Raw genomic sequence first — 25,814 nt, forward strand, 5'->3', positions numbered from 1 at the left:
ATCTTATTTGTTGCATTGGTGTTGTTTTTTGCGAAGCAGCTTACACCGCCGATCGATGAAGGTTTCTCTGTAAGTGAATTAAATGAAGGTCATAACCGGTGAGATATGCTGCCTGCGCTGCTGAGGATAAAATTTAATACAATTTTGCCCGTTTGGTCGCCGGGCCGGAATCTGCGATAATCGCGTTTTACCTTTCCAGATTGAGAAACCGATGCAGTACCCGATTAATGAAATGTTCCAAACCTTGCAGGGCGAAGGCTTTTTCACCGGCGTTCCGGCCATTTTCATTCGCCTGCAGGGCTGCCCGGTAGGATGCAGCTGGTGCGACACCAAACATACCTGGGAAAAGGAAGCCAATCGGGAAGTCGACATGCAGCGGATCTTGGTAAAAACCGAAGAAAGCGACGCCTGGGGCAGTGCCAGTGCCGAACAGCTGCTGGGGGTGATGCGCCAGCAGGGCTATACCGCACGCCATGTAGTGATCACCGGTGGTGAGCCTTGTATTTACGATCTCGTCCCGCTGACCCAATTGCTGGAAGATAACGGCTACGGCTGCCAGATTGAAACCAGCGGCACCCATGAGATCCAATGCTCGGCGAAAACCTGGGTGACGGTTTCCCCCAAAGTGAATATGCGCGGCGGCATGAAGGTGTTGGATCAGGCTTTGCAGCGTGCTGATGAAGTGAAGCACCCAGTGGGACGCGAGCGTGATATTGAAGCTCTGGATGCGCTGCTGGCAACGCTGCACGATGAAAAACCGCGGATTATTGCGTTACAGCCGATCAGTCAAAAGGAAGAGGCGACGCGCCTGTGCATTGAAACCTGTATAGCGCGCAACTGGCGCTTGTCGATGCAGACGCATAAGTATTTGAATATTGCTTAAGAACGGTTAAACCCGATCTCCAAAATAATGGGAGTGGCATCAAGGCAGCCAGCAAACGACGCCCGATGAGCTGACATGCGTCAGTGATTCGGGTGAGTGAGCGCAGCCAACACCGATGCCACTTCAAGTATGAAGGAACTCAGCCTTTATATACGCATCCTGCGGTACAAGTCTCTTTCACCATCACCGCAGTCAGTTCCGGCAACTGGGGTTTGAGCTGCTGCCAGATCCAGGTGGCTAGGACTTCGCTGGTGGGATTTTCCAATCCTGGAATATCGTTCAGATAGTGGTGATCCAAGCGCTCCCAAATCGGGGAGAACACGGCTTTAAGCTCGGCGAAATCCATCACCCAACCGGTGTGAGCATCTACTTCACCGGTCACTTCCAGACGCACCATAAACGAATGCCCGTGCAGACGGCCGCACTTATGGCCCTCCGCTACGTTCGGCAGGCGGTGTGCGGCTTCAAACTGAAAATCTTTAAACAGCGTGGTTGCCATTATTACGGCCTCATTGACTCAAAAACCGCCGAAGTTTACCGGAAACGGAGCTTGCTTGCCATTTATACCGCTTTAGTCTACGGGTCGTGCTGAAAAAGTCGCATTAACACTTTTTTTGTTTGGTCTAAGTCAGACCTATCGATTGGAGTAATGAGCGGTAAATGTGATTCATTCAATAAACGTTAAAAAAAGACGCTTGTTTTCATAGGGATAAAAATCCTTCTTTAACGCTTTAATCGTTATGGCTTACCAGAAAAACAGCTTAGTCATTTTAGTTATTATTTATTGCTATCCCTTATTTAATCGTTGCTAATCTGCTCGGTAACCTTACAAACTCTCCTGATCTTTTCAGGATCGCAGACTGAACGAAAAGACAGCGACTGACACTGGCGAGCACCTGGCTGCATAGGTGCCAAGTATAGGAAATAAGTACCGCAATGACGACTCAGGTTCCTCCAACATCTTTGCTCCCGCTGACGCCCGAACAGCTGGCGCGCCTGCAGGCGACGATTGGTGAATATTCACCAACGCAGCTGGCGTGGCTGTCAGGTTATTTCTGGGGAATGGTTAATCAACAGCCTGGTGCCGTAGCTATTGCGCCGGTGGCTTCTGCCGCCGCCAGTATCACGCTGATTTCCGCGTCGCAGACCGGCAATGCACGCCGTCTGGCCGAACAGTTGCGTGACGATCTGTTGGCTGCCAAATTGAGCGTCACCCTGGTGAATGCCGGGGACTACAAATTCAAGCAAATTGCCCAAGAACGTTTGTTGGTGATCGTCGCCTCCACACAGGGGGAAGGCGAGCCAGCGGAAGAGGCAGTGGCACTGCACAAATTCTTGTTCTCAAAGAAAGCGCCCAAGCTTAACGACACCGCATTTGCGGTATTCGGACTGGGGGATACGTCCTATGAGAACTTCTGCCAATCGGGCAAAGACTTCGACAGCAAACTGGCCGAATTGGGTGCTGAGCGCCTGGTCGAGCGAGTTGACGCCGATGTGGAATATCAGGAACTGGCTACCGCCTGGCGCAAACAGGTTGTGGAAGTACTGAAAGCACGTGCTCCGGCTGAAAATGCGGCACCGGGGGTACTGGCCAGCGGTGCTGTCGATCTGCTTGATAGCAGCCCGTACAGCAAGGAACAGCCACTGACTGCACAATTGGCGGTGAAGCAAAAAATTACGGGCCGTGCGTCCGATAAAGATGTTCGCCATATCGAGATCGACTTGGGTGATTCTGGCCTGCGTTACCGGCCGGGTGATGCTCTGGGTGTGTGGTTCGATAATGACCCCGCGCTGGTCGAGGAATTGGTGCAACTGCTGTGGCTGAAAGGCGACGAACCGGTGGACGTCGAGGGTAAAACGTTGCCGCTTTCGCACGCATTGCGCAGCCATTTTGAACTGACGCAGAACACCACATTGATCGTCGACAAATACGCGGCTCTGTCGCGCGACGAGAAATTGATTGGCCTGCTGGCGGATAAAGCTGCGTTGCAGCATTACGCGCACAACACGCCGATTGTCGACATGGTGCGTCAGGCTCCGGCCGATCTCAACGCCGAACAGTTGATTGGTCTGCTGCGTCCGCTGACGCCGCGCCTGTACTCTATTGCTTCCTCGCAGGCCGAGAACGAAAACGAAGTCCACGTTACCGTGGGCGTGGTGCGTTACGACATCAATGGTCGTGCCCGTGCCGGTGGCGCCTCCAGTTTCCTGGCCGATCGCCTGGAAGAAGACGGCGATGTGCGGGTTTTCATTGAGCATAACGATAACTTCCGTCTGCCGGCTAACCCGGAAACGCCAGTCATCATGATTGGTCCTGGTACTGGCATTGCGCCGTTCCGCGCCTTTATGCAACAACGAGACGCTGACGGTGCCGGTGGCAAGAACTGGTTGTTCTTTGGCAATCCGCACTTTACTGAGGATTTCCTGTATCAGGTCGAATGGCAGCGTTATGTGAAGGATGGCTTACTGACCCGCATTGATCTGGCTTGGTCGCGCGACCAACAACATAAAGTTTACGTACAAGATAAGCTGCGCGAACAGGGCGCAGAGGTGTGGCGCTGGATCCAGGAAGGCGCGCACATTTACGTCTGTGGCGATGCGAACCGCATGGCGAAAGACGTGGAAAACACATTACTGGAACTGGTGGCCGAGCACGGTGGCATGGATACCGAGCTGGCGGATGAATTTTTAAGTGAGCTGCGCCTTGAGCGCCGTTATCAGCGAGATGTTTACTGATGAGTGATAAACACCCGGGGCCTCTGGTGGTTGAAGGCAAATTGGCCGATGCCGAGCGTTTGAAGAAAGAAAGTAACTTCTTACGCGGCACCATCGCTGAAGATTTAAAGGACGGCCTGACCGGCGGTTTTACCGGCGACAACTTCCTGCTGATCCGTTTTCACGGCATGTACCAACAGGATGACCGCGATATTCGCGCCGAACGTGCCGAGCAGAAGCTGGAACCGCGCCACGCGATGATGCTGCGCTGCCGTCTGCCGGGGGGCATTATCTCTCCGCAGCAGTGGCTGGGCATTGATAAGTTCGCACAGGAAAGCACCTTGTACGGCAGCATTCGTATTACTAACCGTCAGACCTTCCAGTTCCATGGCATTGTGAAGGGCAACGTTAAACCGGTTCACCAACTGTTGAGCCGTTTGGGGTTGGACGCGCTGGCGACCGCTAACGACGTTAACCGCAACGTGCTCTGTACCTCTAACCCGGTGGAGTCCGAGCTGCATCAAGAAGCCTACGAGTGGGCGAAGAAGATTTCTGAACACCTGTTACCCCGTACCCGTGCCTATGCGGAAGTATGGCTGGATCAGGAAAAAGTGGCGACAACCGACGAAGAACCGATCCTCGGGGCGACCTATCTGCCGCGCAAGTTCAAAACGACGGTGGTGATCCCGCCGCAAAACGATGTCGATCTGCATGCCAACGACATGAACTTTGTCGCGATCGCCAAACATGGCAAGCTGGTGGGCTTCAACCTACTGGTGGGCGGTGGCCTGTCGATTGAACACGGCAACAAGAAAACCTATGCACGCCAGGCCAGTGAGTTCGGCTATATCCCGTTGGAACATACGTTGGCCGTTGCCGAGGCGGTGGTGACCACCCAACGTGACTGGGGTAACCGTACCGATCGCAAAAATGCCAAAACCAAATACACCCTGGAACGCGTCGGGGTTGATACGTTCCGCGCCGAAGTGGAAAAACGCGCCGGTATCACCTTTGAGCCGATCCGCCCGTATGAATTCACCGGCCGCGGTGATCGTATTGGCTGGGTAAAAGGCATTGATAACCAATGGCACCTGACGCTGTTTATCGAGAACGGTCGCCTGTTGGACTATCCGGGGCGTCCGCTGAAAACCGGCATTGCCGAGATCGCCAGGATCCACAAAGGCGATTTCCGTCTGACCGCTAACCAGAACCTGATCGTTGCCGGCGTGCCGGAAAGCGAGAAGGAGAAGATCGAAGCTGTGGCGCGAGATCATGGTCTGATCGACGATGGTATCAGCGTTCAGCGTCAAAATTCGATGGCCTGTGTCTCCTTCCCGACCTGCCCACTCGCAATGGCAGAGGCGGAGCGCTTCCTGCCGGAGTTTGTTACCAAGGTCGAAGGGATCCTGCATCGGCACGGCGTAGGCGATGAGCATATTGTTTTGCGCATCACCGGTTGCCCGAACGGTTGCGGCCGCGCGCTGCTGGCGGAAATTGGCCTGGTGGGTAAAGCGGTTGGTCGCTATAACCTGCATCTGGGCGGCAATCGGGAAGGCACACGCATTCCGCGCATGTACCGTGAAAATATTAACGAAGAAGAAATTCTGCGAGAGATTGACCAACTGGTGGGCCGCTGGGCCACAGAACGCAAGGCGGGGGAAGGTTTTGGTGACTTCACCATCCGCGCCGGTGTGGTTAAGCCGGTGGTTGATCCGGCGCAGGATTTCTGGGACTGAGTGAGCGAGTTATACCCTAAATACTGGGTGTTGCATCAACCGGGTAAGTGAACGCAACCCACTCAGACGCAACATCAAGTATGACGGGTATAGGATTCAAGAATCAGGAGGCAGACAACATGGCTGAATTCAATCTGGCAGAGCTGAATGCGCTGCCCAAATCTGGGCAAGCATTGGCACTGGCTGTCGTTAATGGTCAGTTGGAAACCCTTTCCGCCGAGCAACGTGTGGAGTGGGCACTGGAGCATCTGCCTGGCGAGTTTGTGCTCTCTTCAAGCTTTGGTATTCAGGCGGCGGTATGCCTGCATTTGGTGACCAAGATCAAACCGGATATTCCCGTGATCCTCACCGATACCGGCTATCTGTTCCCAGAGACCTATCAGTTTATCGATCAGTTGACCGAGAAACTGAAGCTGAATCTACAGGTATTCCGCGCCGAACAATCGCCTGCCTGGCAGGAAGCGCGCTACGGCAAACTGTGGGAGCAGGGCGTCGAGGGCATCGAGAAGTATAACCAGCTCAACAAAGTTGAGCCGATGAACCGTGCGCTGGAAACCCTGGGTGGACAGACTTGGTTTGCAGGTTTGCGCCGGGAACAATCGGGTAGTCGTGCCAACTTGCCGGTGTTAGCCGTACAGCGTGGGGTATTCAAAATTTTGCCGATTATCGACTGGGATAACCGCAAGATTTATCAATACTTGACCGAACACGGCCTGAGTTACCACCCGTTGTGGGAACAAGGTTATCTGTCTGTCGGGGATACTCACACGACGCAGAAATGGGAACCGGGGATGAGCGAGGAAGAAACGCGCTTCTTTGGCCTGAAGCGTGAGTGCGGTTTGCACGAAGGTTAATGCCGTCAGCAACCCGCCAAGGGCTCAGCATGTGCTGGGCCCTTATTGTTTCGGTGGGGGCTATTTTTTCTTTGGCACTTTCACCGGGTGCGCCTGTGCCAGCTCTTTGATCAGCGGCAGCAGGATCTGCACACTCTCGCGACTGCGCTTGTCGATCCGTCCTGGTAAATTACGCTCCAGGTATTGCAGGTTATCGTATTGCGGGCGGTGCCAGCTCATGCCCTGCGGGAAGTGTGGGCTGACGGCACGTTGCTGATAACCGTCTTTATCGCCCAGTGACCAGTTGGTGGCTTCGACGGCCAGCACGGGAATACCGGCTTTATCAAATACGTCCTGATCGGAGCAACAGCCGGTGCCTTTCGGGTGCGCCTTGCTGCCCGGGTTAGTGGCGGCGGCGATACCATAGCGGTGGGCAATGTCCAGCGCGCGATCGCGGCTCTGCTTCGCCATTTTCGGCGGCGTTCTGAGACCTGCATTGAAGTACAGGCGATCGCCTGTAATCAGGCTGTCGAGGTTAATCACTAGCACCGTGTTGCGTTTTTCCTCGGGACTCATGCGCTGCAGATAGTTCTGTGCGCCTTGCGAGCCAATTTCTTCTGCGCTGGTAGCGACAAAGCGCAGACCGTACGCCGTGGGAATATTCTTCAGACGCTCCGCCAACTCCAGCATCACACCGACGCCAGAAGCATTGTCATCGACGCCCTGTAGCGTCAATCCACCGAGGTTGTTATCCAGGTCCGCGTCGCTTTGCGGCGTATAGGTATCAAAATGTGCCACGATCAGAATTTGTTGCGGGCTGCTGCCATTTTTCGCGGCGATCACTGAACTGGCGGTGACGTTATTCCAGTTCTTTTTGCCGTCTTTGCTGGTGTAGATGTAGCGGGTATTGAAACTGCGGATGTCGCTCTGATAGCCCATTTTGCTGAACTGCTGTTTCAGATAGTCTGCGGTGAGCAATTCCGCCGGGCTGCCCGCCATGCGGCCGGGGAAATAGGTGGCAATGTGACGGATCTGGTCAGCGGCAAATTTGCCCATCGGGGCGTCCTTTGCAGACTGAGCGGCAGCCGAAACGCTGAAAACACCGCCGAGCACCGCTACCAGCAGGCCGGTTTTCAGATTAAAACGGGAAAACATACCGAAAAATCCTTCTTTGATATCGGTGAGACCGATTATTTATTGCGGTGTCCAGTATGAGACGCTGCGCGAGATTAAACAATTTCTCCCGCTCTTAAATTTGGTGCAAATGTGCAAACTTCCATCAGGGTTATCACCGCGTAAGCCCTATGCTGCGGCCTATATTCCATAAAGGAACTAGTCATTCCTTTTCGTCATTTCAGAGGCCAAATCTCAGCCCGTATAGTCACACTATCTTCCTGCATATATGAAAAGGCTGTTGTGGACTATCTACCTATATTTGCCGACCTGAAACAACGCCCGGTGTTGGTCGTTGGCGGCGGTGAAGTGGCTGCGCGCAAAGTTGATCTTCTCCTGCGCGCCGGGGCTGAAATACGGATAGTTGCGCAGTCACTCTCGCCAATACTCGAACAATTACGTCAGCAGGGGCATATCCACTGGCTGGGGCAGGCTTTTGCCGCGCAGCAATTGGACGAGGTTTTTCTGGTGATCGCGGCGACTGACGACAGCGCGCTAAATGCGAAGGTATTTGCCGAAGCGGATAAACGCCGGGTGCTGGCAAACGTGGTTGATGATCAGCCGCGTTGCTCGTTTATTTTCCCGTCGATTATTGACCGTTCGCCACTGGTCGTGGCCGTCTCTTCGAGCGGTCAGGCACCCGTACTGGCGCGCATGCTGCGTGAAAAGCTTGAAGCCTTATTGCCTGCCAGCCTGGGGCAGATGGCTGAAGTCGCCGGGCGCTGGCGTGGCCAAGTGAAACACAAGCTGAATGCGATCGGCGAACGCCGTCGTTTTTGGGAGAAAACCTTCAGCGGCCGGTTCTCAACGTTGGTGGCCAGTGGTCAAACCGCAGAGGCTGAGCGGCAGTTGGAGCAAAACTTGCAGGAGTTCGCATTGGGCAGCGAAGGCTCTCAGGGCGAAATTGCGCTGGTAGGGGCTGGCCCCGGCGATGTGGGATTACTGACCCTGCGTGGATTACAGGTGATGCAGCAAGCTGACGTGGTGCTGTATGACCATTTGGTCAGCGATGAGATTTTGGACTTGGTACGGCGTGACGCGGAACGCATCTGCGTGGGCAAACGTGCTGGCGCGCATTCTGTGATTCAGGAAGAAACCAACCGTCTGCTGGTGGAGTTGGCGCAACAGGGCAAACGCGTGGTGCGGTTGAAGGGGGGCGATCCTTTTATCTTTGGCCGTGGTGGTGAAGAGCTGCAGGTGGCTGCCGCCGCGGGTATTCCGTTCCAGGTGGTGCCGGGTGTGACCGCGGCTGCGGGGGCAACGGCCTATGCCGGTATCCCACTGACGCACCGCGATCATGCGCAGAGCGTCACTTTTATTACCGGCCACTGCCGTCCCGACGGCGAGGGGTTGGATTGGGCAGATTTGGCGCGTGCGCGCCAGACACTGGCTATCTACATGGGCACCATGACGGCGGCGGATATCAGCCAACGCCTGATTGCCCACGGTCGCGCAGCCACAACGCCGGTGGCGGTGATCAGCCGCGGTACGCGCGCGGATCAGTGGGTGCAAATCGGCACGCTGCAACAGCTTGAAGAATTAGCTCAACAGGCACCGTTACCGGCGCTGCTGGTGATCGGCGAAGTGGTGGAATTGCATCACCAAATTGCCTGGTTTGGGCATCAACCGAAGGCGGAAGGGGTATCACGCCCAGCCGTCGTGAATTTGGCTTAAGGATCTGTTATGGACGAAAAACGACTCACTCATTTGCGGCAATTGGAGGCGGAGAGTATCCATATCATCCGTGAAGTCGCCGCTGAATTCGGCAACCCGGTGATGCTCTATTCCATCGGCAAAGACTCCTCCGTGATGCTGCACTTGGCGCGTAAGGCTTTTTACCCGGGTACGTTGCCGTTCCCGCTGCTGCATGTGGATACCGGTTGGAAATTCAGTGAAATGTACCAATTCCGTGACCGTACGGCCAAGGAGTACGGTTTCGAGCTGCTGATCCACAAAAACCCGGAAGGCGTGGCGATGGGCATTAACCCGTTCGTTCACGGCAGCGCCAAGCACACCGATATCATGAAGACCGAAGGTCTGAAACAGGCGCTGAACAAATACGGTTTTGACGCTGCCTTTGGCGGTGCTCGTCGTGATGAAGAGAAGTCACGCGCCAAAGAGCGTATTTATTCTTTCCGTGACCGCTTCCACCGTTGGGATCCGAAGAACCAACGTCCGGAGCTGTGGCACAACTATAATGGCCAGATCAACAAAGGCGAGAGCATCCGCGTGTTCCCATTGTCGAACTGGACCGAGCTAGACATCTGGCAATATATTTTCCTGGAAAAGATCGACATCATTCCGCTGTACTTGGCGAAACCGCGCCCGGTGGTTGAGCGTGATGGCATGCTGCTGATGGTGGACGACGATCGTATCGATCTGCAGCCGGGTGAAGTGATCAGTCAGCGTATGGTTCGCTTCCGTACGCTGGGTTGCTGGCCGTTGACCGGTGCGGTGGAGTCGGAGGCGGAAACGTTACCGGAAATCATCGAAGAGATGTTGGTATCCACCACCAGTGAACGCCAGGGACGGATGATCGACCGCGATCAATCCGGCTCGATGGAGCTGAAAAAGCGTCAAGGGTATTTCTAAGGAGCCGCCGGATGAACAACGCAATTGCACAACAAATCGCTGAACAGGGCGGTGTCGAATCCTACCTGCACGCGCAACAACATAAAAGTCTGTTACGGTTCCTGACCTGCGGCAGCGTAGACGACGGAAAAAGTACCTTGATCGGTCGTCTGCTGCACGATACTCGCCAGATCTACGAAGATCAGCTGTCAACGTTGCACAGTGACAGCAAGCGTATCGGTACTCAGGGTGAAAAACTCGATTTGGCGCTGCTGGTAGACGGCCTGCAGGCTGAACGCGAGCAAGGCATCACCATTGATGTTGCCTATCGCTATTTCTCGACCGAAAAGCGCAAATTTATTATTGCCGATACGCCGGGGCATGAGCAGTACACCCGGAATATGGCGACGGGCGCTTCTACCTGCGATTTGGCGATCCTGTTGATCGACGCGCGCAAAGGGGTGCTGGATCAAACTCGTCGACACAGTTTTATCGCAACGCTGTTGGGGATTCGCCATCTGGTGGTTGCGGTCAATAAGATGGACCTGGTGGATTATCAAGAATCGGTATTTGAGCAGTTCAAACAGGATTATCTGAGCTTCGCTGAGCAATTGCCGAACGATCTGGACATCAAGTTTGTCCCGCTTTCAGCGCTGGACGGCGATAATGTGGCTAGCGAAAGTACCCATATGCCTTGGTACAGCGGTCCAACGCTGTTGCAGGTGCTGGAAAGTGTGGATGTGATCAGCGAACGTGAGACGCAGCCTTTGCGCTTCCCGGTGCAATACGTTAATCGTCCGAATCTGGATTTCCGTGGTTACGCGGGGACGTTATCGGCCGGTGTCGTACGTGTGGGCCAACGTGTGAAGGTTCTGCCGTCTGGCGTTGAATCTACCGTTGCGCGCATTGTCACCTTTGACGGTGACTTGCAGGAGGCCGTGCCGGGTGAGGCAATTACCCTGGTGCTGAAAGATGAAGTGGACATCAGCCGTGGTGATTTACTGGTGGATGCCGGGGAAACGCTGCAAGCGGTGCAAAGCGCGTTGGTCGACGTGGTGTGGATGGCTGAGAAACCGTTGTTACCGGGTCAAAGCTATGACATCAAGGTGGCGGGTAAGAAGACGCGTGCCCGCGTTGAAGGCATTCGCCACCAAGTCGAAATCAACTCACTGGCACAGCATCAGGCGGACACATTGCCGCTGAATGGCATTGGTCTGGTGGAGCTGATCTTCGATGAACCGCTCGTACTGGACAACTATCAGCGCAACCATGTCACTGGCGGACTGATCTTTATCGATCGTTTGAGTAACGTCACGGTCGGTGCCGGGTTGATCCGCGAAGCTTTGCAAGACGTTCAGGCATCGACCGGGGATTTCAGCGCGTTTGAGCTGGAGCTGAATGCGCTGGTGCGTAAGCATTTCCCACATTGGGGTGCACGTGACCTGATCGGGGGCAAATAGCGTGACCGAGTCTCAACAACGGCCAACCGGGCCGGATGATGACAATGTGGTTTGGCATCCGCATGCAGTAATGCGTGCGGATCGCGAAGCGCGTAAGGGTCATAAAGGTGTGGTGTTGTGGTTTACCGGGTTATCTGGTTCGGGTAAGTCCACCGTGGCGGGGGCGTTGGAACAGGCGCTACATGCCCTTGGCATCAACACTTATCTCCTGGACGGTGACAATGTGCGCCACGGTCTGTGTCGCGATCTGGGCTTCTCCGACGATGACCGACGCGAGAATATTCGTCGGGTGGGCGAAGTGTCCAAGTTGATGGTAGATGCAGGGCTGGTGGTACTCACCGCGTTCATTTCACCGCACCGTACCGAAAGGCAGATGGTACGCGAATTACTCGATGAAAATCGTTTTATCGAAGTGTTTGTCGACACGCCTCTGGCGATTTGTGAGGCACGTGATCCAAAAGGATTGTACAAAAAAGCCCGTGCCGGTGAGCTGAGAAATTTCACCGGAATTGACGCGGTTTATGAGGCACCGGAACGGCCGGATATTCATCTTGATGGCCAACAATTGGTAACAAATTTGATTGCGCAATTGTTAGACGTACTGCGTGGTCGGGCTATTATCAAACCCTGAATTCAGAAAAGCGTGTGGCGTTTTTGCGTCATACGCTTTTTACGCTAAGCCCGCCGAAGAGCGTGCCGAATAACCAGGGATCACTATGCAAAATGTCTCGCCAATCTTGATTGACTCAAACCAGGAGAAAGAGGAACCCTCTTATTCTTTCCTGGGCGGCGTCTGCGGCTTTGTTTTCTACTGGCTGGCGTTCGCGGTGCCGTTTTTGGTCTACGGCTCTAACACACTCTTCTTCCTGCTCTATACCTGGCCGTTCTTCCTGGCCCTGATGCCGGTTTCGGTACTGATAGGCATTACACTTAGCATGCTGCTGCGTGGACGCTTGATCCTGACGTTGCTGCTGACGGGGACTATTGTGCTTTGTCTGTTCTGGCTGGTATTCAGTTTTTTGACCGGCTGGTGACAGAGTCAGGCGCAGTCTCCTGCGCCCGACGCATTGCAAAGCCGTGCTGAAGGTTACAAAACTTTGCTTAGAAAAGCCTGAGTTCTTGGGTTGGCAGGGTGACTGAAAATCTGCTGTGGTGTCCCTTCTTCCTGAATGATCCCTTGATCAATAAACAATACCCGATCGGCCACTTCACGGGCGAAGCCCATTTCATGGGTTACCACCACCATGGTCATACCTTCGTGCGCCAATGATTTCATTACCGCCAGCACTTCGCCAACCAGCTCGGGATCGAGCGCTGAGGTGGGCTCGTCGAACAGCATGATTTTCGGCTCCATCGCTAGCGCACGAGCAATGGCCACGCGCTGTTGCTGACCACCTGACAGACTATTGGGATAGGCGTCAATCTTGTCCAGCAGGCCCACCTTGCGGAGCAAGGCTTCGGCACGCAGGATGGCGTCTGCGCGTGACAACTTTTTCACGCCCATCGGCGCCATGATGATGTTTTCCAACACCGTCATATGCGGGAACAGGTTAAAACGCTGAAACACCATGCCGACGCTTTCACGCATTTTATTGAGATCGGTTTTCTGGCTGTGTATGGCAAAGCCGTTGACCATAATCTCACCGCCAGAAAGCGTCTCCAGCGCATTGATGCAGCGCAGGAAAGTGCTTTTACCCGATCCTGATGGGCCTATGACGCAGATCACTTCGTTTGCCGCGATCTCGCAGGAGATACCTCGCAGCACATGGCTATCGCCAAATTGTTTTTGCAGGTTATGTACGCGAATCACTTTTCCCAAACCTCTTTTCCATGTGTTGCACCATCAGCGAAAGCAGGAAGGTGAGGACCCAATAGACCAATGAAATTGTCAGATAGGGTTCCCAGTAGGTGGCATAAGCTCCCGAAACGGTACGGGCTGCATAGGCCAGGTCTGCAAGGCCGATGGCGGAGGCCAATGAGGAATCCTTGACGATGGCAATGGCGTTATTGCCCAGCGGAGGCAACATGCGACGGAATGCCTGTGGCAAGATCACTTTGCGCATGGTTTTGCCGTAGCTCATGCCCAGTGAGCGCGACGCTTCCATCTGCCCACGATCGATTGACTGAATGCCTGCACGGAAGATTTCCGAGACGTAAGCGCCAGCATTGAGCGTAATCGCCACGACGCAGGAAAGAAACGCGCCGTAATCTGAGCGCAGTGCGCGGGCGAAGTCGCTGCTCATCAGGCCGCTGGTGACCAGCAGGCCGTCACGGGGATTGATAAACAACGGCACCAATGCGAAGTGCACCACCATAATCTGCACAAACAGTGGCGTACCGCGAAAGGCGCTGATGTAAATGCGCACGGGCCATTGTACGCCGTAATGCAAGATAGGTTTCCAGATGCCGTGCGGCGCTTGCGCCAGACGACCTAGCCCGAGGATCAGACCCCAGGTGGTACCCAGTATCACGCAGATAATGGTGCATTTGATGGTCATCCAGGCGCCTTCCATAAACAATGGGGCATACTCTTGGATAATCTCCCAACGGAAATTCACTTTCTCGTTCCTTTTTTAGCGAGTTCAGGCTACTGCGCGTCGCCATATTGAGATTGGGCAGTGATCGCCATCCTCATGGACTGCATGTCCACTCCGGTGGCTGTGCACTGCCCGCACCCGCTATGGCTAGCTCGTTACGCCTGCCGATCGGCAGGTTGGCATCCGTTGGTTCACTCGACGGGCAGCGTAGGGACGTTGCTGTCAAACCAGGTCTGGTAGATTTTGGCGTAGGTCCCGTCAGCAACGATCTTCTTCAGACCGGCGTTAATCTTACCGCGCAGTTCGTCGTTGCCTTTGGCGACGGCGATACCGAAATATTGGCGTTCGAATTTTGCGTCGGACACCAATTTGAATTCTTTATCCGGGTGGGTCTTGATGTAGAACTTGGCTACCCCGACGTCGCCGACCGCGGCGCCAATACCGTCTTCATACAATTCCTGTAACATCAGCGGCGTATTGTCGAAACGCTTAATGGCGGTGCTGTTCTTGCCCAGCGTGTCGGACACCACAATGTCGCCGGTACTGGAGTTCACAACGCCGACCTTCAAGGTTTTGAGTGCAGCGATAGAATCCACGGTGGACTCTTTGGGTACGACAATAGCCTGTTCAGCCGGGAAATAAGGTGCGGAAAAGTCGACCATTTGCTTACGTTTGTCGGTAATGGTGATACCCGAAATAATGATGTCACGATCGCCGGAGTTTAGCGTGGCAAAGATGCCTTCCCACGGCGTATTTACCAGCTTGACTTGAAAGCCCTCTGCGTTGGCCACCGCCTTGATAATATCAATATCAAAACCTTCCAGCTGTTTGCTGCTGTTTTCAAACTCGAAGGGACGATAGGTGCCGCCGGAGCCGACGACATAAGTCGGTTCAGCCGCCAGGACTGACGCCGACAGGGTGGCGGCCAGACAGGCGCCAATCAGAACTAGGTGTTTTAACATCGATATCCCCGGTAATTAAATGTCGTGCTTGAAGTTTATTTATGCACTATTGGTGCATAAAAATAATCTTTAATGAATAAAAATACAACTCCTACCTGATGATGGATTTTTTAATGGTGTTAAATATGCAATTTCTGTTGGTGTTTGGAAGAAGCGTTGGTCAAATGTGGAATCAGCCAGTTTTTCTTACTGCATAACGGGGAAATTGCTAAATGAGAGCGTGCTGCTTTATCTGGTAGGTTTACGAATGGGCGAAAGTGCTTTTTTTTGCCGCTTTCGGCTCGAATTTAGGTTATAAACTGAGGAAATTCTCATCCTACTCTGAATTTGGCGGTGAAATGCCGTTCCCAGTGTGGAGTCCAACGAAAAGTTGTGGGATGATTAGGCGGTTTTTCAGGGGGCGGAGATGGGAAAACTTACGCTGTTATTGCTGGCATTGCTCGGTTGGTTACAGTATTCACTGTGGCTGGGCAAAAATGGTGTTCACGATTATGTGCGGGTCAATGATGACGTTGCGCTCCAACAGGGCAGCAATGCAAAATTGAAAGCGCGTAACGATCAGCTGTTCGCCGAAATCGACGATTTGAACGGCGGTCAGGAAGCGATCGAAGAGCGTGCGCGCAATGAACTGAGCATGATTAAGCCCGGTGAGACTTTCTATCGTTTGGTTCCTGATCAATCCAGACGCAACGCGGCGTCCTCCTCGCAAAATAACCTACAAAAGTAACGCATGAATCACTCCGCAGGAACCTTTCCATCGGTGATTGCCGTCCTGCCCGCTGCCGGTATTGGCAGCCGTATGCAGGCGGATTGCCCGAAGCAGTATTTAACGATCGGCCATCAAACCATTCTCGAACACGCGATCCATGCATTGTTGCGGCATCCGCGTATTCCTCAGGTGATTGTCGCGATCGGCCCTGATGACCAGCAGTTCCGCCAGTTACCCATAGCAAAAGATCCTCGTGTGCGGGTGACCATCGGCGGTCAACAACGCGCTGATTCGGTAATGGCCGGGCTACAACTGGCCGGCGACGCTAAATGGGTTCTGGTGCACGACGCGGCTCGGCCATGTCTGCATGCAGACGATCTTGAACGTCTGCTGGCGATTACTGAGCACAGCGATGTGGGCGGGATTTTGGCTGCGCCGGTGCGTGATACCATGAAGCGCGCCGAAGCGGGTCGCAACGCAATTTCACATACCGTTGATCGTCAGGACCTGTGGCATGCATTGACACCACAGCTATTTCCATTGGCGTTGCTTAAACTCTGTTTGCAGCGGGCGCTGGATGAAGGTGCAACAGTCACTGATGAAGCCTCAGCCCTAGAGCATTGCGGCTATCATCCGCTGTTGGTGACCGGGCGTTCGGACAACATTAAAGTCACGCGACCAGAAGATTTGGCGCTGGCAGCATTTTATTTAACTCAGTTGGACAATTAAGGAGCGCATCATGCGTATCGGTCACGGTTTTGACGTACATAAATTTGGTGGCGAAGGGCCGCTGGTGATCGGTGGTGTTCGTATCCCTTATGAGAAAGGTTTGCTGGCCCATTCCGACGGTGATGTAGCGCTGCATGCAGCGACCGATGCCTTGTTGGGTGCGGCGGCGCTGGGGGATATTGGTAAACTGTTCCCGGATACCGACCCCGCTTTCAAAGGTGCCGACAGCCGTGAGCTGCTGCGCGAAGCCTGGAAGCGTATCCGTGCGAAAGGCTATCGTCTGGGGAATTTGGACATTACCATTATTGCTCAGGCACCTAAAATGGCGCCGCATATCCCGCAAATGCGTATTTTCCTGGCGGAAGACCTGCAGTGCCATATGGACGATGTCAACGTTAAGGCCACCACTACCGAACAGCTCGGTTTTACCGGACGCGGTGAGGGCATTGCCTGCGAAGCGGTTGCCTTGTTGATCAAGGAATAACTGCATGGATATGGCTAACTTGACCTGGCTCCACGGCCAGCCGCAGAGCACTGGCGTGCTGAAAGCCAACCCGGAAGATTTCGTGGTGGTGGAAGACCTGGGCTTTGAGCCGGACGGGGAAGGCGAACATGTGTTGGTGAACATCCGTAAAAATGGATGTAACACTCAGTTTGTCGCAGATTACCTGGCGCGTTTTGCGGGTATTCATGCCCGCTCTGTCAGCTATGCCGGTCTGAAAGATCGCCATGCCGTGACCGAGCAGTGGTTCTGTCTGCATCTACCGGGGAAAGAAACTCCCGATTTCACCCAGTTCTCACTGGAAGGCTGCGAAGTTCTGGCCAGTGCCCGCCATCTACGCAAAATGCGCATCGGCACGCTGAAAGGCAATGCCTTCACGTTAGTGCTGCGCCATATTTCCGATCGCCAGGATGTTGAATCTCGCCTGCAGGCGATTGCGGCCGGTGGCGTCCCAAACTACTTTGGCAGCCAGCGTTTTGGCCGTGGCGGAAATAACCTGGTGATGGCACGGCGTTGGGCGAAGGATGAGATCCGGGTAAAAGAACGCAGTAAACGCAGCTTTTATCTGTCCGCCAGTCGTAGTGCACTGTTTAACCTGATTGCAAGTCGACGTTTGGCTAATCAGCAGCAACACACTGTGCTTGAAGGCGATGCCTTGCAGCTCAGCGGCCGTGGTAGCTGGTTTGTTGCCAAAGCGGACGAGCTGGATACTTTACAGCAACGGCTTGATGCCGGTGAATTGCTGATTACGGCTCCCCTGCCGGGTGACGGCGAACCAGGCACTGCCGGGGAGGCGTTGAGTTTTGAACAGCAATGCCTGCTGGAACAACCTGAACTGATGGCGCTATTAACGCGCGAGCGCGTTGATCCGGCACGCCGTGCGCTGTTGTTACAGCCAAAAAATATGCAGTGGGACTGGTGGGACGATGCCACCGTTGAACTGCGTTTTTGGCTACCTGCCGGCAGTTTCGCCACCAGCGTGGTGCGCGAAATTATGCGGCAGGACAACAGTGATACGGACATTAGCGAGTAATAAGAAACCTGCGAAAGCAGGTTTTTTTATCAGATACCTTAGCGTTGATTGGCTAATTTTTTTTCTGCATTTAATTTTATCTCTTTCACATTGGCTTGCGATTGTTCGGAGAAACGCTTTTTTAACCATTCATAACAGGGCTTCTCAAAGAAGCGATGAGTGAGTTGTGATAAGAATAATGTCAACGCAACAAAAACGACGAATTTTATTCCGAATGGTAAGTTTAGTGGGGAGAGTATCGCTCCCATGATCAAAATAATAGGAGTATGTATAAGGTAAACAGAGTAGCTGATATCACCGAGCCAAGCTGGAATTCGACTACTGATAATCTGATGGAACCACGAACTTAGTGTTGCCAAGCTTAAAATGAGTAACGCGATAAGTGGAATCGGTAAGAAGCTAAGTTTTCCAATCGGAGTCTTTTGATAAACTAAGTATACAACGGTTGCGAAAAGAATGACGTCAAGGCAACCAATGATAGATTTCTGTATGTGGGTAAGTCCTACTGGCCTCATTCCTTGGGCCATTCTACAAACTGCGATCCCCAGTGTGACGCCGGCGATGCATCTAACAAAGCCTGAGGTGACAATACCGTACATCATTTCATGAGCGACCATCAGTGAACCGAATGATGTATATAAAACGGTGTAACACATTAAGGAAATAAATAGCAGAAGGTTGGTTTTTACACGACGGATACACCAAGGAACCAAAAATACGGAAACCCAAAACTCGACTGAGATTGACCAGCTAGGATCATTCCAGTTCCAGTTGTTGACAAAACCCATATTCTGCAGAAGAAAAATATTTGCAATGCCAGAAATAAATGGCTCGTCAAAGGGAAAACCTCGTTGGGTCAGCAGATAAATGATACCAACGATAATCATAGTGGCAATATGCAGCGGGTACATCCGTGCGAAGCGATAGAAGATAAACTTTCTATCACTCATTAAGCCTGATGATAAGGCTTGGCCATAAACATGTGACAAAACAAAACCCGAAAGAATAAAAAAGAAATCAACGGATATATACGCATTTTGGAAGGGATAGTCATTCCACCCATATTGACTACCAAAAAAATGGCTTAGCGCGACAGTTAACGCAAACACACCACGTAAACCATCTAAATATTTTAGTCTTGTTATTGGCATTGAGGAGAGAAACCTTGAAGTTATTGAATTACGATTTTACTTGAGTGCGACCGTATTGTCAGGTTTTCGTAAGGATTGCGTGATGATCTTCAGATATTCTCTGTGGGCAGGGTTGCAGCATTGGGGGGCTTTTCCCTTGGTGACTGGACATGCCGGGGGGAGTAAACATAATATCTGCTGGTTAAGCGCCTCCTTTTAGGCACTTTCTACCAAGTATTTACATGCTGGGCCGCGTTGCAAGGGGTCTGGTTGAGAGATAAAAAGAAGATAACCTCATATGCGGATATTGCTGAGTAATGACGACGGCGTGACCGCCCCAGGCATTCAGGTGCTGGCGGCGGCACTGCGTGAGTTCGCCGAAGTACAAGTTGTAGCGCCCGATCGTAACCGCAGCGGTTCTTCCAATGCGTTGACGCTGGAATCCCCATTGCGCACCCTGACGATGCCCAATGGGGATATTGCCGTACAGCAAGGGACGCCGACCGATTGCGTGTATCTGGGCGTGAATGCTCTGATGCAACCCGCGCCGGATATCGTGGTTTCTGGTATCAACGCCGGCCCTAATTTGGGTGATGATGTTATTTATTCCGGTACTGTTGCCGCCGCCATGGAAGGACGCCATTTGGGTTTACCGGCGCTGGCGGTGTCGCTGAACGGCCACCAGCATTATGCTACTGCCGCAGTGATTACCTGCCGGATACTGCGAGCGCTACAGCGTGAGCCGTTACGTACCGGTAAAATTCTGAATATCAACGTGCCTGATTTACCCTTGGAACAGATCAAGGGAATTCGCGTGACACGCTGCGGTAGCCGACACCCTGCCGACAAAGTGTTCTGCCAGCAGGATCCACGTGGGCAAAACCTCTATTGGATTGGGCCACCGGGTGATAAGTTTGATGCCGGGCCGGACACGGACTTCGCTGCGGTTGAGCAGGGTTACGTGGCAATCACACCATTGCAGGTGGATTTAACCGCCTATACGGCCCAAGACGTGGTAAAAACGTGGTTAACCAAAGCAGGGGTTGGCGGGGAATGGTGAACAAGCGTATGCAAACATTGCTGACGCAGCTGCGTCAACAAGGGATCCGGGACGAGCGGTTGCTGCAGGCGATCGAGGCGGTGCCGCGCGAACGTTTTGTTGATGAAGCACTTGAACACAAAGCCTATGAGAATACTGCGTTGCCCATCGGGTCTGGCCAAACGATCTCCCAGCCTTATATGGTCGCACGGATGACCGAACTCCTGAACCTGACACCCACGTCAAGGGTGTTGGAGATAGGTACCGGCTCTGGCTATCAAACCGCTATTTTGGCGCATCTGGTGCAACATGTTTGCTCCGTTGAACGCATCAAAGGGTTGCAATGGCAGGCCAAACGCCGCCTGAAGCAACTTGATCTTCACAATGTTTCAACTCGTCACGGTGATGGCTGGCAGGGCTGGGCATCTCGTGGTCCGTTTGATGCCATTATTGTCACTGCCGCGCCGCCGGAAATCCCCCCCGCGTTGATGGAGCAGTTAGATGACGGCGGCATTCTGGTATTGCCAGTGGGTGAGCAGTCTCAAATCCTCAAGCGCATTCAACGGCAAGGGGGCGAGTTTGTCGTCGATATCGTCGAAGCCGTGCGCTTTGTACCCTTGGTTAAGGGTGAGTTAGCCTAGCGATTGTCTGAATTTTCGACAGGATACGAAATCTGTTGCACTTTCATCACCTCTGGTTAAGGTTTTACCGTTTCAATAAAACTAATTTTCAATACAATTGCCTTTCTGCGTAGTTGTCTTATGGTGCAGCACCGCTAATGTGGTTAGCATTGGCGCGCTGTTTTGAGGCTCGGGCATGAAATTTCCTGACGTTCAGGGATCGGCCGCGGGCACCTTTCATGGTAGAAACTGAGAGAATGGTAAAAGCTCAGCTACGATGTAAAGGGTATTTTGGATATATCGCTGATATTGCTGTCATGGGGGAAGCATGAGCACGGGAAGCCCAATGATTACATTACGCCGGGTTGCGGTGTGTACGATGGTAAGTTTGTGGTTGGCGGGTTGTACAAACAACGCGTCGACATCGGCCCCTATCAGTAGTGTGGACGGTGGCGGATCTGCCGCATCCAACAATGCCGGTGTGCCGGTGAGCTCTGAAGGCCATATTGTTTACAACCGCAGTTACACGTCGATTCCCAAAGGGAGCTACAGCGGTAATACCTATACGGTTAAGCGCGGAGACACGCTGTTTTATATCGCCTGGATCACCGGTAACGACTACCGTGACCTGGCTCAGCGCAATAATATTCCTGAACCATACAGCCTGAATGTGGGTCAAAACATTCAGCTTGGTAATGGTTCTGCCAACGGAAACGGCGGCATGTTGGCGGCAACAGACGCGACCAGCGGCGGTGTTCCTAAGCCGCCATCGAGCACTCAGATACAAACTGCAACGGTTGATTCTCAATCAACTAACGCGTATTCTGATAACTCGGGTAAACAGAATGTAGGTAAGATGTTACCTGCAGCAGGCGCAGTGGCGGTAACTACCGCAACAGCCCCTGTTACCGCACCGGTCGTTGCTCCACCAGTGAGCAGCACCGTCAGCAATAGTGCCCCAGTAAGTACCTGGAGATGGCCTACTGACGGTAAGATTATTGATAACTTTTCCTCATCAGAAGGTGGGAATAAAGGAGTCGATATCGCCGGGTCCCGTGGGCAGCCGATTCTCGCTACCGCCGATGGTCGTGTAGTGTATGCAGGCAACGCTTTACGGGGTTACGGTAATCTAATCATCATTAAACACAATGATGATTACCTGAGCGCCTACGCTCACAACGACACAATGCTGGTCCGGGAACAACAAGAAGTGAAGGCGGGTCAAAAAATAGCCACCATGGGTAGCACCGGAACCAGTTCAGTACGTTTGCATTTTGAAATTCGTTACAAGGGGAAATCCGTAAACCCGCTGCGTTATCTTCCGCAGCGATAGATTGGGCAGAATACGCTGTATTCTGCTCGCGGTATCACGGGTAGGAGCAGCATATGAGCCAAAATACGCTGAAAGTTAACGAGTTACATGATGATGCGGATTTCGACGAGAACGCAACGGAAGCGGAATCATTCGACGAAAAAGCACTGGTTGAAGAAGAGGCCAGTGAGAGTGATCTAGCGGAAGAAGAGTTGTTGTCACAAGGCGTGACCCAACGCGTATTGGATGCGACGCAGCTCTATCTTGGCGAAATCGGCTATTCTCCGCTGCTGACCGCAGAGGAAGAAGTTTATTTTGCGCGGCGTGCACTGCGCGGTGACGTGCCGTCCCGCCGCCGAATGATTGAAAGTAACCTGCGGTTGGTGGTGAAAATCGCCCGCCGTTACAGCAATCGCGGCCTGGCGCTGCTGGATCTGATTGAAGAGGGTAACCTCGGTCTGATCCGCGCAGTGGAAAAGTTTGACCCAGAACGTGGTTTCCGTTTCTCGACTTACGCAACCTGGTGGATCCGGCAGACGATTGAACGGGCGATCATGAACCAAACCCGTACCATCCGCTTGCCTATCCACATTGTCAAAGAACTGAATGTCTATCTGCGCACCGCGCGCGAACTTTCTCATAAACTGGATCATGAACCGAGCGCAGAAGAGATTGCAGAGCAACTCGACAAGCCGGTCGATGATGTCAGCCGTATGCTGCGTCTGAACGAACGTATCACTTCTGTTGATACGCCGTTGGGCGGGGATTCAGAGAAAGCGTTGCTGGACATTTTGGCGGACGAAAAAGACAACGGACCGGAAGACACCACACAAGACGATGACATGAAGCAGAGCATCGTTAAGTGGCTGTTCGAACTGAACGCTAAACAGCGTGAAGTGCTGGCACGTCGTTTTGGTCTGTTGGGCTACGAAGCGGCAACGCTCGAAGATGTAGGTCGTGAGATTGGCCTGACTCGTGAGCGTGTACGTCAGATCCAGGTTGAAGGTTTGCGTCGCCTGCGTGAAATTCTGCAGATGCAGGGCCTGAGTATTGAGGCACTGTTCCGCGAGTAACGCTGGAAGGTGAATCGCATTAAAATAAAAACGGTGAGCATAATGCTCACCGTTTTTTTATGCCCGCAAAATGATACGCGGGTTAGACCATACCTTTCAGGCGGTAAATCCACTCCAGCGCCTGGCGTGGCGACAGCGAATCCGGATCCAGCGCCTCGAGCGCTTCGACTGCCGGTGAGCTTTCCTCATTTAGCAGCGTCATCTGGGTCGCGTCAACGGTGCCGCTGGCTGTATGGCTTGAGATAGCTTCCAGCTCACGTAACTTCTGCCGTGCACGTTTGATTACCTCACGTGGCACACCGGCCAGTGCGGCCACAGCCAAACCATAACTCTTGCTGGCTGCACCGTCCTGTACGCTGTGCATAAAGGCGATAGTGTCGCCATGTTCCAGCGCATCCAGGTGTACGTTAACCACGCCTTCCATTTTCTCCGGCAGGGTCGTCAGCTCAAAGTAATGGGTGGCGAACAGCGTCATGGCTTTAATGCGGTTGGCCAGGTTTTCGGCACAGGCCCAAGCCAGGGATAAACCGTCGTAGGTTGACGTACCGCGGCCAATTTCATCCATCAATACCAGGCTGTTTTCAGTGGCGTTATGCAGGATATTGGCTGTTTCAGTCATCTCCACCATAAAGGTAGAGCGGCCGGAGGCCAGGTCATCCGCGGCACCAACGCGCGTAAAGATGCGGTCAACCGGGCCGATAACGGCCTTACTCGCCGGCACGTAGCTGCCGATATGTGCCATCAACACGATCAGCGCTGTTTGTCGCATATAGGTGCTTTTACCCCCCATATTAGGACCAGTGATGATCAACATACGACGCTGAGGCGACAGAGACAGTGGGTTGGAAATAAAGGGCTCGCTCAGTACCTGTTCGACTACCGGGTGGCGGCCTTCGGTGATGCGAACTCCCGGCTGTTCACTCATGGTCGGGCAGGCGTAATTCAGTGTTTCTGCACGTTCGGCCAGGTTAGCCAGTACGTCCAGTTCGGCCAGTGCCCCGGCGCTTTGCTGCAATTCACCTAAATGTGGTAGCAGCAAATCGAACAGCTCTTCGTATAACCCTTTTTCGATCGCCAGTGCTTTCCCTTTCGACGTGAGAACCTTGTCTTCATACTCTTTCAGTTCGGGAATAATGTAGCGTTCGGCGTTTTTCAACGTCTGTCGGCGCACGTAGTGGATTGGCACCAGATGGCTTTGCCCGCGGCTAACCTGGATGTAATAGCCATGTACGCCATTGAAGCCGACCTTCAGCGTATCCAACCCCAGCTTTTCACGTTCGCGAATTTCAAGACGGTCGAGGTAGTCGCTGGCACCATCGGCCAGGGCGCGCCACTCGTCCAGCTCGCTGTTGTAGCCGGGCGCGATAACACCACCGTCACGTACCAGAACCGGTGGGGCTTCAACCACGGCACGTTCCAGCAAATCCTGCAGTTCATCAAACTGACCGACTTGTGATAGCAAGTGCTGTACATGCGGGGTATCCACACCCTTCAGCAGTGCGTGGATATCCGGCAACTGCTGGAAAGCGTGGCGCATCCGTGCCAGGTCACGAGGGCGGGCGCTGCGCAGAGCCAGACGAGCCAATATACGTTCCAGATCGCCAACTTGTCGCAGAGAAGGCTGAAGGTCGGCATAGATATCCTGCAGTGCGCCAATCGCCTGTTGGCGATTATTCAGCACCTTGATATCGCGAGTGGGCATATGCAACCAACGCTTGAGCATACGGCTGCCCATCGCGGTCACACTGCAATCGAGGATTGCCGCAAGCGTATTTTCAGTGCCGCCGGACAAGCTCTGGGTGAGTTCAAGGTTACGCCGTGTGGCGGCATCCATGATAATGCCGTCCTGCTGGCGTTCCATGGTGATGCCTCGAATATGGGGTAATGAGGTGCGTTGGGTATCTTTAACGTACTGCAACAGACAGCCGGCGGCTCGCAGTGCCTGATGGGCTTGATCAACGCCGAAGCCGGTGAGATCGCGGGTGCCGAACTGCAGGTTAAGCTGCTGGCGTGCGGTTTCGGGTTCAAATTCCCACAGTGGGCGGCGGCGTAGGCCGTGGCGCTGTTCAATCAGCGACATTTGTTCAAAGGTTTCAGGGTAAAGCAATTCGGCGGGATTCGTGCGCTGCAATTCTGCCGCCATGGTTTCGATATCTGCCGGTTCGGCAACCCGGAAACGGCCGGAGCTGATATCTAGCGTGGCGTAGCCAAAGCCGCGTGCGTCCTGCCAGATGGCGGCCAGCAGGTTATCCTGACGCTCTTGTAACAGCGCTTCGTCGGTGATGGTGCCTGGGGTGACGATACGCACGACTTTACGCTCAACCGGGCCTTTACTCGTGGCGGGATCGCCGATTTGCTCACACAGGGCGACAGATTCACCGAGCTGCACCAGTTTGGCCAGATAGTTCTCTACCGCATGGTGCGGTACACCAGCCATTGGGATAGGTTCGCCTGCTGAGGCGCCGCGTTTGGTCAGCGAAATATCCAACAGCTGAGAAGCGCGCTTGGCGTCATCGTAAAACAGCTCGTAAAAGTCACCCATGCGATAGAACAACAGGATTTCAGGGTGTTCGGCCTTGAGGCGCAGGTACTGCTGCATCATAGGCGTATGGCTAGAGAAGTCCTTATCAATGACATCATTCATGTTGATTTTACTCATTTTTCATTCTTTCAAGTGCTCATGTGGCCCTAGATAAATATCGTTTAAACGCACATAAACCAATTAGTTTGTAGCTCACTTGTAGCCTGGAGTGTAATAGGTTACTTTCTAATCATCCATGGGCTACAAAAAATGGTG

General features: G+C 53.3%; 24 protein-coding genes. 17 read left to right on the plus strand and 7 right to left on the minus strand.

What is annotated here, in order from left to right:
• Window positions 1–211: 211 nt before the first annotated feature.
• On the plus strand, window positions 212–883 hold the full coding sequence (queE, locus tag AC2FCQ_RS16890) for a 7-carboxy-7-deazaguanine synthase QueE (RefSeq protein ID WP_209635162.1): 672 nt from the start codon (window positions 212–214) through the stop codon (window positions 881–883).
• Window positions 884–1,022: 139 nt separating this feature from the next.
• On the opposite strand, the gene queD is transcribed toward queE, so the two are convergent.
• Window positions 1,023–1,382, minus strand: a complete 360-nt coding sequence (gene queD, locus AC2FCQ_RS16895) for a 6-carboxytetrahydropterin synthase QueD (RefSeq protein ID WP_490308616.1) — start codon at window positions 1,380–1,382, stop codon at window positions 1,023–1,025.
• A gap of 437 nt (window positions 1,383–1,819) precedes the next feature.
• On the opposite strand from queD, the gene cysJ reads away from it, so the two are divergent.
• The 3 genes from cysJ (at window position 1,820) to AC2FCQ_RS16910 (ending at window position 6,188) form a co-directional block, all read left to right on the plus strand.
• Window positions 1,820–3,619, plus strand: coding sequence for an NADPH-dependent assimilatory sulfite reductase flavoprotein subunit (gene cysJ, locus AC2FCQ_RS16900; protein ID WP_265555774.1), 1,800 nt, complete (start codon window positions 1,820–1,822; stop codon window positions 3,617–3,619).
• Window positions 3,619–5,334 (plus strand): assimilatory sulfite reductase (NADPH) hemoprotein subunit, encoded by a 1,716-nt coding sequence (gene cysI, locus AC2FCQ_RS16905; RefSeq protein WP_209635167.1) that lies wholly within the window; start codon window positions 3,619–3,621, stop codon window positions 5,332–5,334. The genes cysJ and cysI overlap by 1 nt, the downstream gene beginning before the upstream one ends.
• A 119-nt stretch (window positions 5,335–5,453) precedes the next feature.
• Complete coding sequence (locus AC2FCQ_RS16910) at window positions 5,454–6,188, plus strand: phosphoadenylyl-sulfate reductase (RefSeq protein WP_265555772.1); 735 nt, start codon at window positions 5,454–5,456, stop codon at window positions 6,186–6,188.
• Between the two features lie 60 nt (window positions 6,189–6,248).
• On the opposite strand, the gene AC2FCQ_RS16915 is transcribed toward AC2FCQ_RS16910, so the two are convergent.
• Window positions 6,249–7,322, minus strand: a complete 1,074-nt coding sequence (locus AC2FCQ_RS16915) for an aminopeptidase (RefSeq protein ID WP_490308615.1) — start codon at window positions 7,320–7,322, stop codon at window positions 6,249–6,251.
• 261 nt (window positions 7,323–7,583) lie between these two features.
• On the opposite strand from AC2FCQ_RS16915, the gene cysG reads away from it, so the two are divergent.
• From cysG to AC2FCQ_RS16940, 5 genes are all read left to right on the plus strand, one after another.
• Window positions 7,584–9,014: a siroheme synthase CysG gene (cysG, locus tag AC2FCQ_RS16920; RefSeq protein ID WP_490308614.1), complete on the plus strand. Its 1,431-nt coding sequence runs from the start codon at window positions 7,584–7,586 to the stop codon at window positions 9,012–9,014.
• 9 nt (window positions 9,015–9,023) lie between these two features.
• Window positions 9,024–9,932: a sulfate adenylyltransferase subunit CysD gene (cysD, locus tag AC2FCQ_RS16925; protein ID WP_037424720.1), complete on the plus strand. Its 909-nt coding sequence runs from the start codon at window positions 9,024–9,026 to the stop codon at window positions 9,930–9,932.
• An 11-nt stretch (window positions 9,933–9,943) separates the two neighbouring features.
• Window positions 9,944–11,371 carry a sulfate adenylyltransferase subunit CysN gene (gene cysN, locus AC2FCQ_RS16930; RefSeq protein WP_209635175.1) on the plus strand — a complete coding sequence of 476 codons (1,428 nt, stop codon included), beginning with the start codon at window positions 9,944–9,946 and terminating at the stop codon, window positions 11,369–11,371.
• Between the two features lies 1 nt (window position 11,372).
• The gene (cysC, locus tag AC2FCQ_RS16935; protein ID WP_209635178.1) at window positions 11,373–12,002 is read left to right on the plus strand and encodes an adenylyl-sulfate kinase; all 630 of its coding nucleotides are present in this window, start codon (window positions 11,373–11,375) and stop codon (window positions 12,000–12,002) included.
• Window positions 12,003–12,087: 85 nt separating this feature from the next.
• Window positions 12,088–12,405: a DUF3561 family protein gene (locus tag AC2FCQ_RS16940; protein ID WP_037424725.1), complete on the plus strand. Its 318-nt coding sequence runs from the start codon at window positions 12,088–12,090 to the stop codon at window positions 12,403–12,405.
• A 53-nt stretch (window positions 12,406–12,458) separates the two neighbouring features.
• Here the strand turns inward: AC2FCQ_RS16940 and AC2FCQ_RS16945 are convergent, their stop codons facing one another.
• From AC2FCQ_RS16945 to AC2FCQ_RS16955, 3 genes are all read right to left on the minus strand, one after another.
• A complete protein-coding gene (locus tag AC2FCQ_RS16945) occupies window positions 12,459–13,181 on the minus strand; it encodes an amino acid ABC transporter ATP-binding protein (RefSeq protein WP_209635299.1) in 723 nt (240 codons plus the stop codon).
• Window positions 13,165–13,884: an amino acid ABC transporter permease gene (locus AC2FCQ_RS16950; RefSeq protein ID WP_209635297.1), complete on the minus strand. Its 720-nt coding sequence runs from the start codon at window positions 13,882–13,884 to the stop codon at window positions 13,165–13,167. Before AC2FCQ_RS16950 ends, AC2FCQ_RS16945 begins: the two co-directional genes overlap by 17 nt.
• A gap of 215 nt (window positions 13,885–14,099) precedes the next feature.
• Window positions 14,100–14,870, minus strand: a complete 771-nt coding sequence (locus tag AC2FCQ_RS16955) for a basic amino acid ABC transporter substrate-binding protein (protein ID WP_490308613.1) — start codon at window positions 14,868–14,870, stop codon at window positions 14,100–14,102.
• A 406-nt stretch (window positions 14,871–15,276) separates the two neighbouring features.
• On the opposite strand from AC2FCQ_RS16955, the gene ftsB reads away from it, so the two are divergent.
• Genes ftsB through truD form a run of 4 tightly spaced genes read left to right on the plus strand, consistent with a single transcriptional unit; the run spans window position 15,277 to window position 17,843 of the window.
• Window positions 15,277–15,597, plus strand: coding sequence for a cell division protein FtsB (gene ftsB / locus AC2FCQ_RS16960; RefSeq protein WP_037424733.1), 321 nt, complete (start codon window positions 15,277–15,279; stop codon window positions 15,595–15,597).
• Between the two features lie 3 nt (window positions 15,598–15,600).
• Complete coding sequence (ispD, locus tag AC2FCQ_RS16965; RefSeq protein WP_490308612.1) at window positions 15,601–16,308, plus strand: 2-C-methyl-D-erythritol 4-phosphate cytidylyltransferase; 708 nt, start codon at window positions 15,601–15,603, stop codon at window positions 16,306–16,308.
• A 10-nt stretch (window positions 16,309–16,318) separates the two neighbouring features.
• Entirely contained in the window at window positions 16,319–16,792 is a 474-nt protein-coding gene (ispF, locus tag AC2FCQ_RS16970; protein ID WP_004950274.1) for a 2-C-methyl-D-erythritol 2,4-cyclodiphosphate synthase, read from the plus strand.
• A gap of 4 nt (window positions 16,793–16,796) precedes the next feature.
• Window positions 16,797–17,843: a tRNA pseudouridine(13) synthase TruD gene (gene truD / locus AC2FCQ_RS16975; RefSeq protein WP_209635185.1), complete on the plus strand. Its 1,047-nt coding sequence runs from the start codon at window positions 16,797–16,799 to the stop codon at window positions 17,841–17,843.
• A 38-nt stretch (window positions 17,844–17,881) separates the two neighbouring features.
• Here truD and AC2FCQ_RS16980 read toward each other — a convergent pair whose 3' ends face one another.
• Window positions 17,882–18,994 (minus strand): acyltransferase family protein, encoded by a 1,113-nt coding sequence (locus AC2FCQ_RS16980; RefSeq protein ID WP_209635188.1) that lies wholly within the window; start codon window positions 18,992–18,994, stop codon window positions 17,882–17,884.
• A 277-nt stretch (window positions 18,995–19,271) separates the two neighbouring features.
• Between AC2FCQ_RS16980 and surE the strand changes: the two genes are divergently transcribed.
• The 4 genes from surE (at window position 19,272) to rpoS (ending at window position 23,017) form a co-directional block, all read left to right on the plus strand.
• Window positions 19,272–20,033, plus strand: coding sequence for a 5'/3'-nucleotidase SurE (surE, locus tag AC2FCQ_RS16985; protein WP_209635189.1), 762 nt, complete (start codon window positions 19,272–19,274; stop codon window positions 20,031–20,033).
• On the plus strand, window positions 20,027–20,653 hold the full coding sequence (locus tag AC2FCQ_RS16990) for a protein-L-isoaspartate(D-aspartate) O-methyltransferase (protein WP_490308611.1): 627 nt from the start codon (window positions 20,027–20,029) through the stop codon (window positions 20,651–20,653). The genes surE and AC2FCQ_RS16990 overlap by 7 nt, the downstream gene beginning before the upstream one ends.
• A gap of 325 nt (window positions 20,654–20,978) precedes the next feature.
• Window positions 20,979–21,965, plus strand: coding sequence for a murein hydrolase activator NlpD (gene nlpD / locus AC2FCQ_RS16995; RefSeq protein WP_490308610.1), 987 nt, complete (start codon window positions 20,979–20,981; stop codon window positions 21,963–21,965).
• A 53-nt stretch (window positions 21,966–22,018) separates the two neighbouring features.
• Window positions 22,019–23,017, plus strand: coding sequence for an RNA polymerase sigma factor RpoS (gene rpoS / locus AC2FCQ_RS17000; RefSeq protein ID WP_012005280.1), 999 nt, complete (start codon window positions 22,019–22,021; stop codon window positions 23,015–23,017).
• Window positions 23,018–23,099: 82 nt separating this feature from the next.
• Here rpoS and mutS read toward each other — a convergent pair whose 3' ends face one another.
• The gene (gene mutS / locus AC2FCQ_RS17005) at window positions 23,100–25,661 is read right to left on the minus strand and encodes a DNA mismatch repair protein MutS (RefSeq protein ID WP_490308651.1); all 2,562 of its coding nucleotides are present in this window, start codon (window positions 25,659–25,661) and stop codon (window positions 23,100–23,102) included.
• Between the last annotated feature and the right edge of the window lie 153 nt (window positions 25,662–25,814).

The organism is Serratia sp. CoH_134_PS_4, assembly GCF_058190535.1.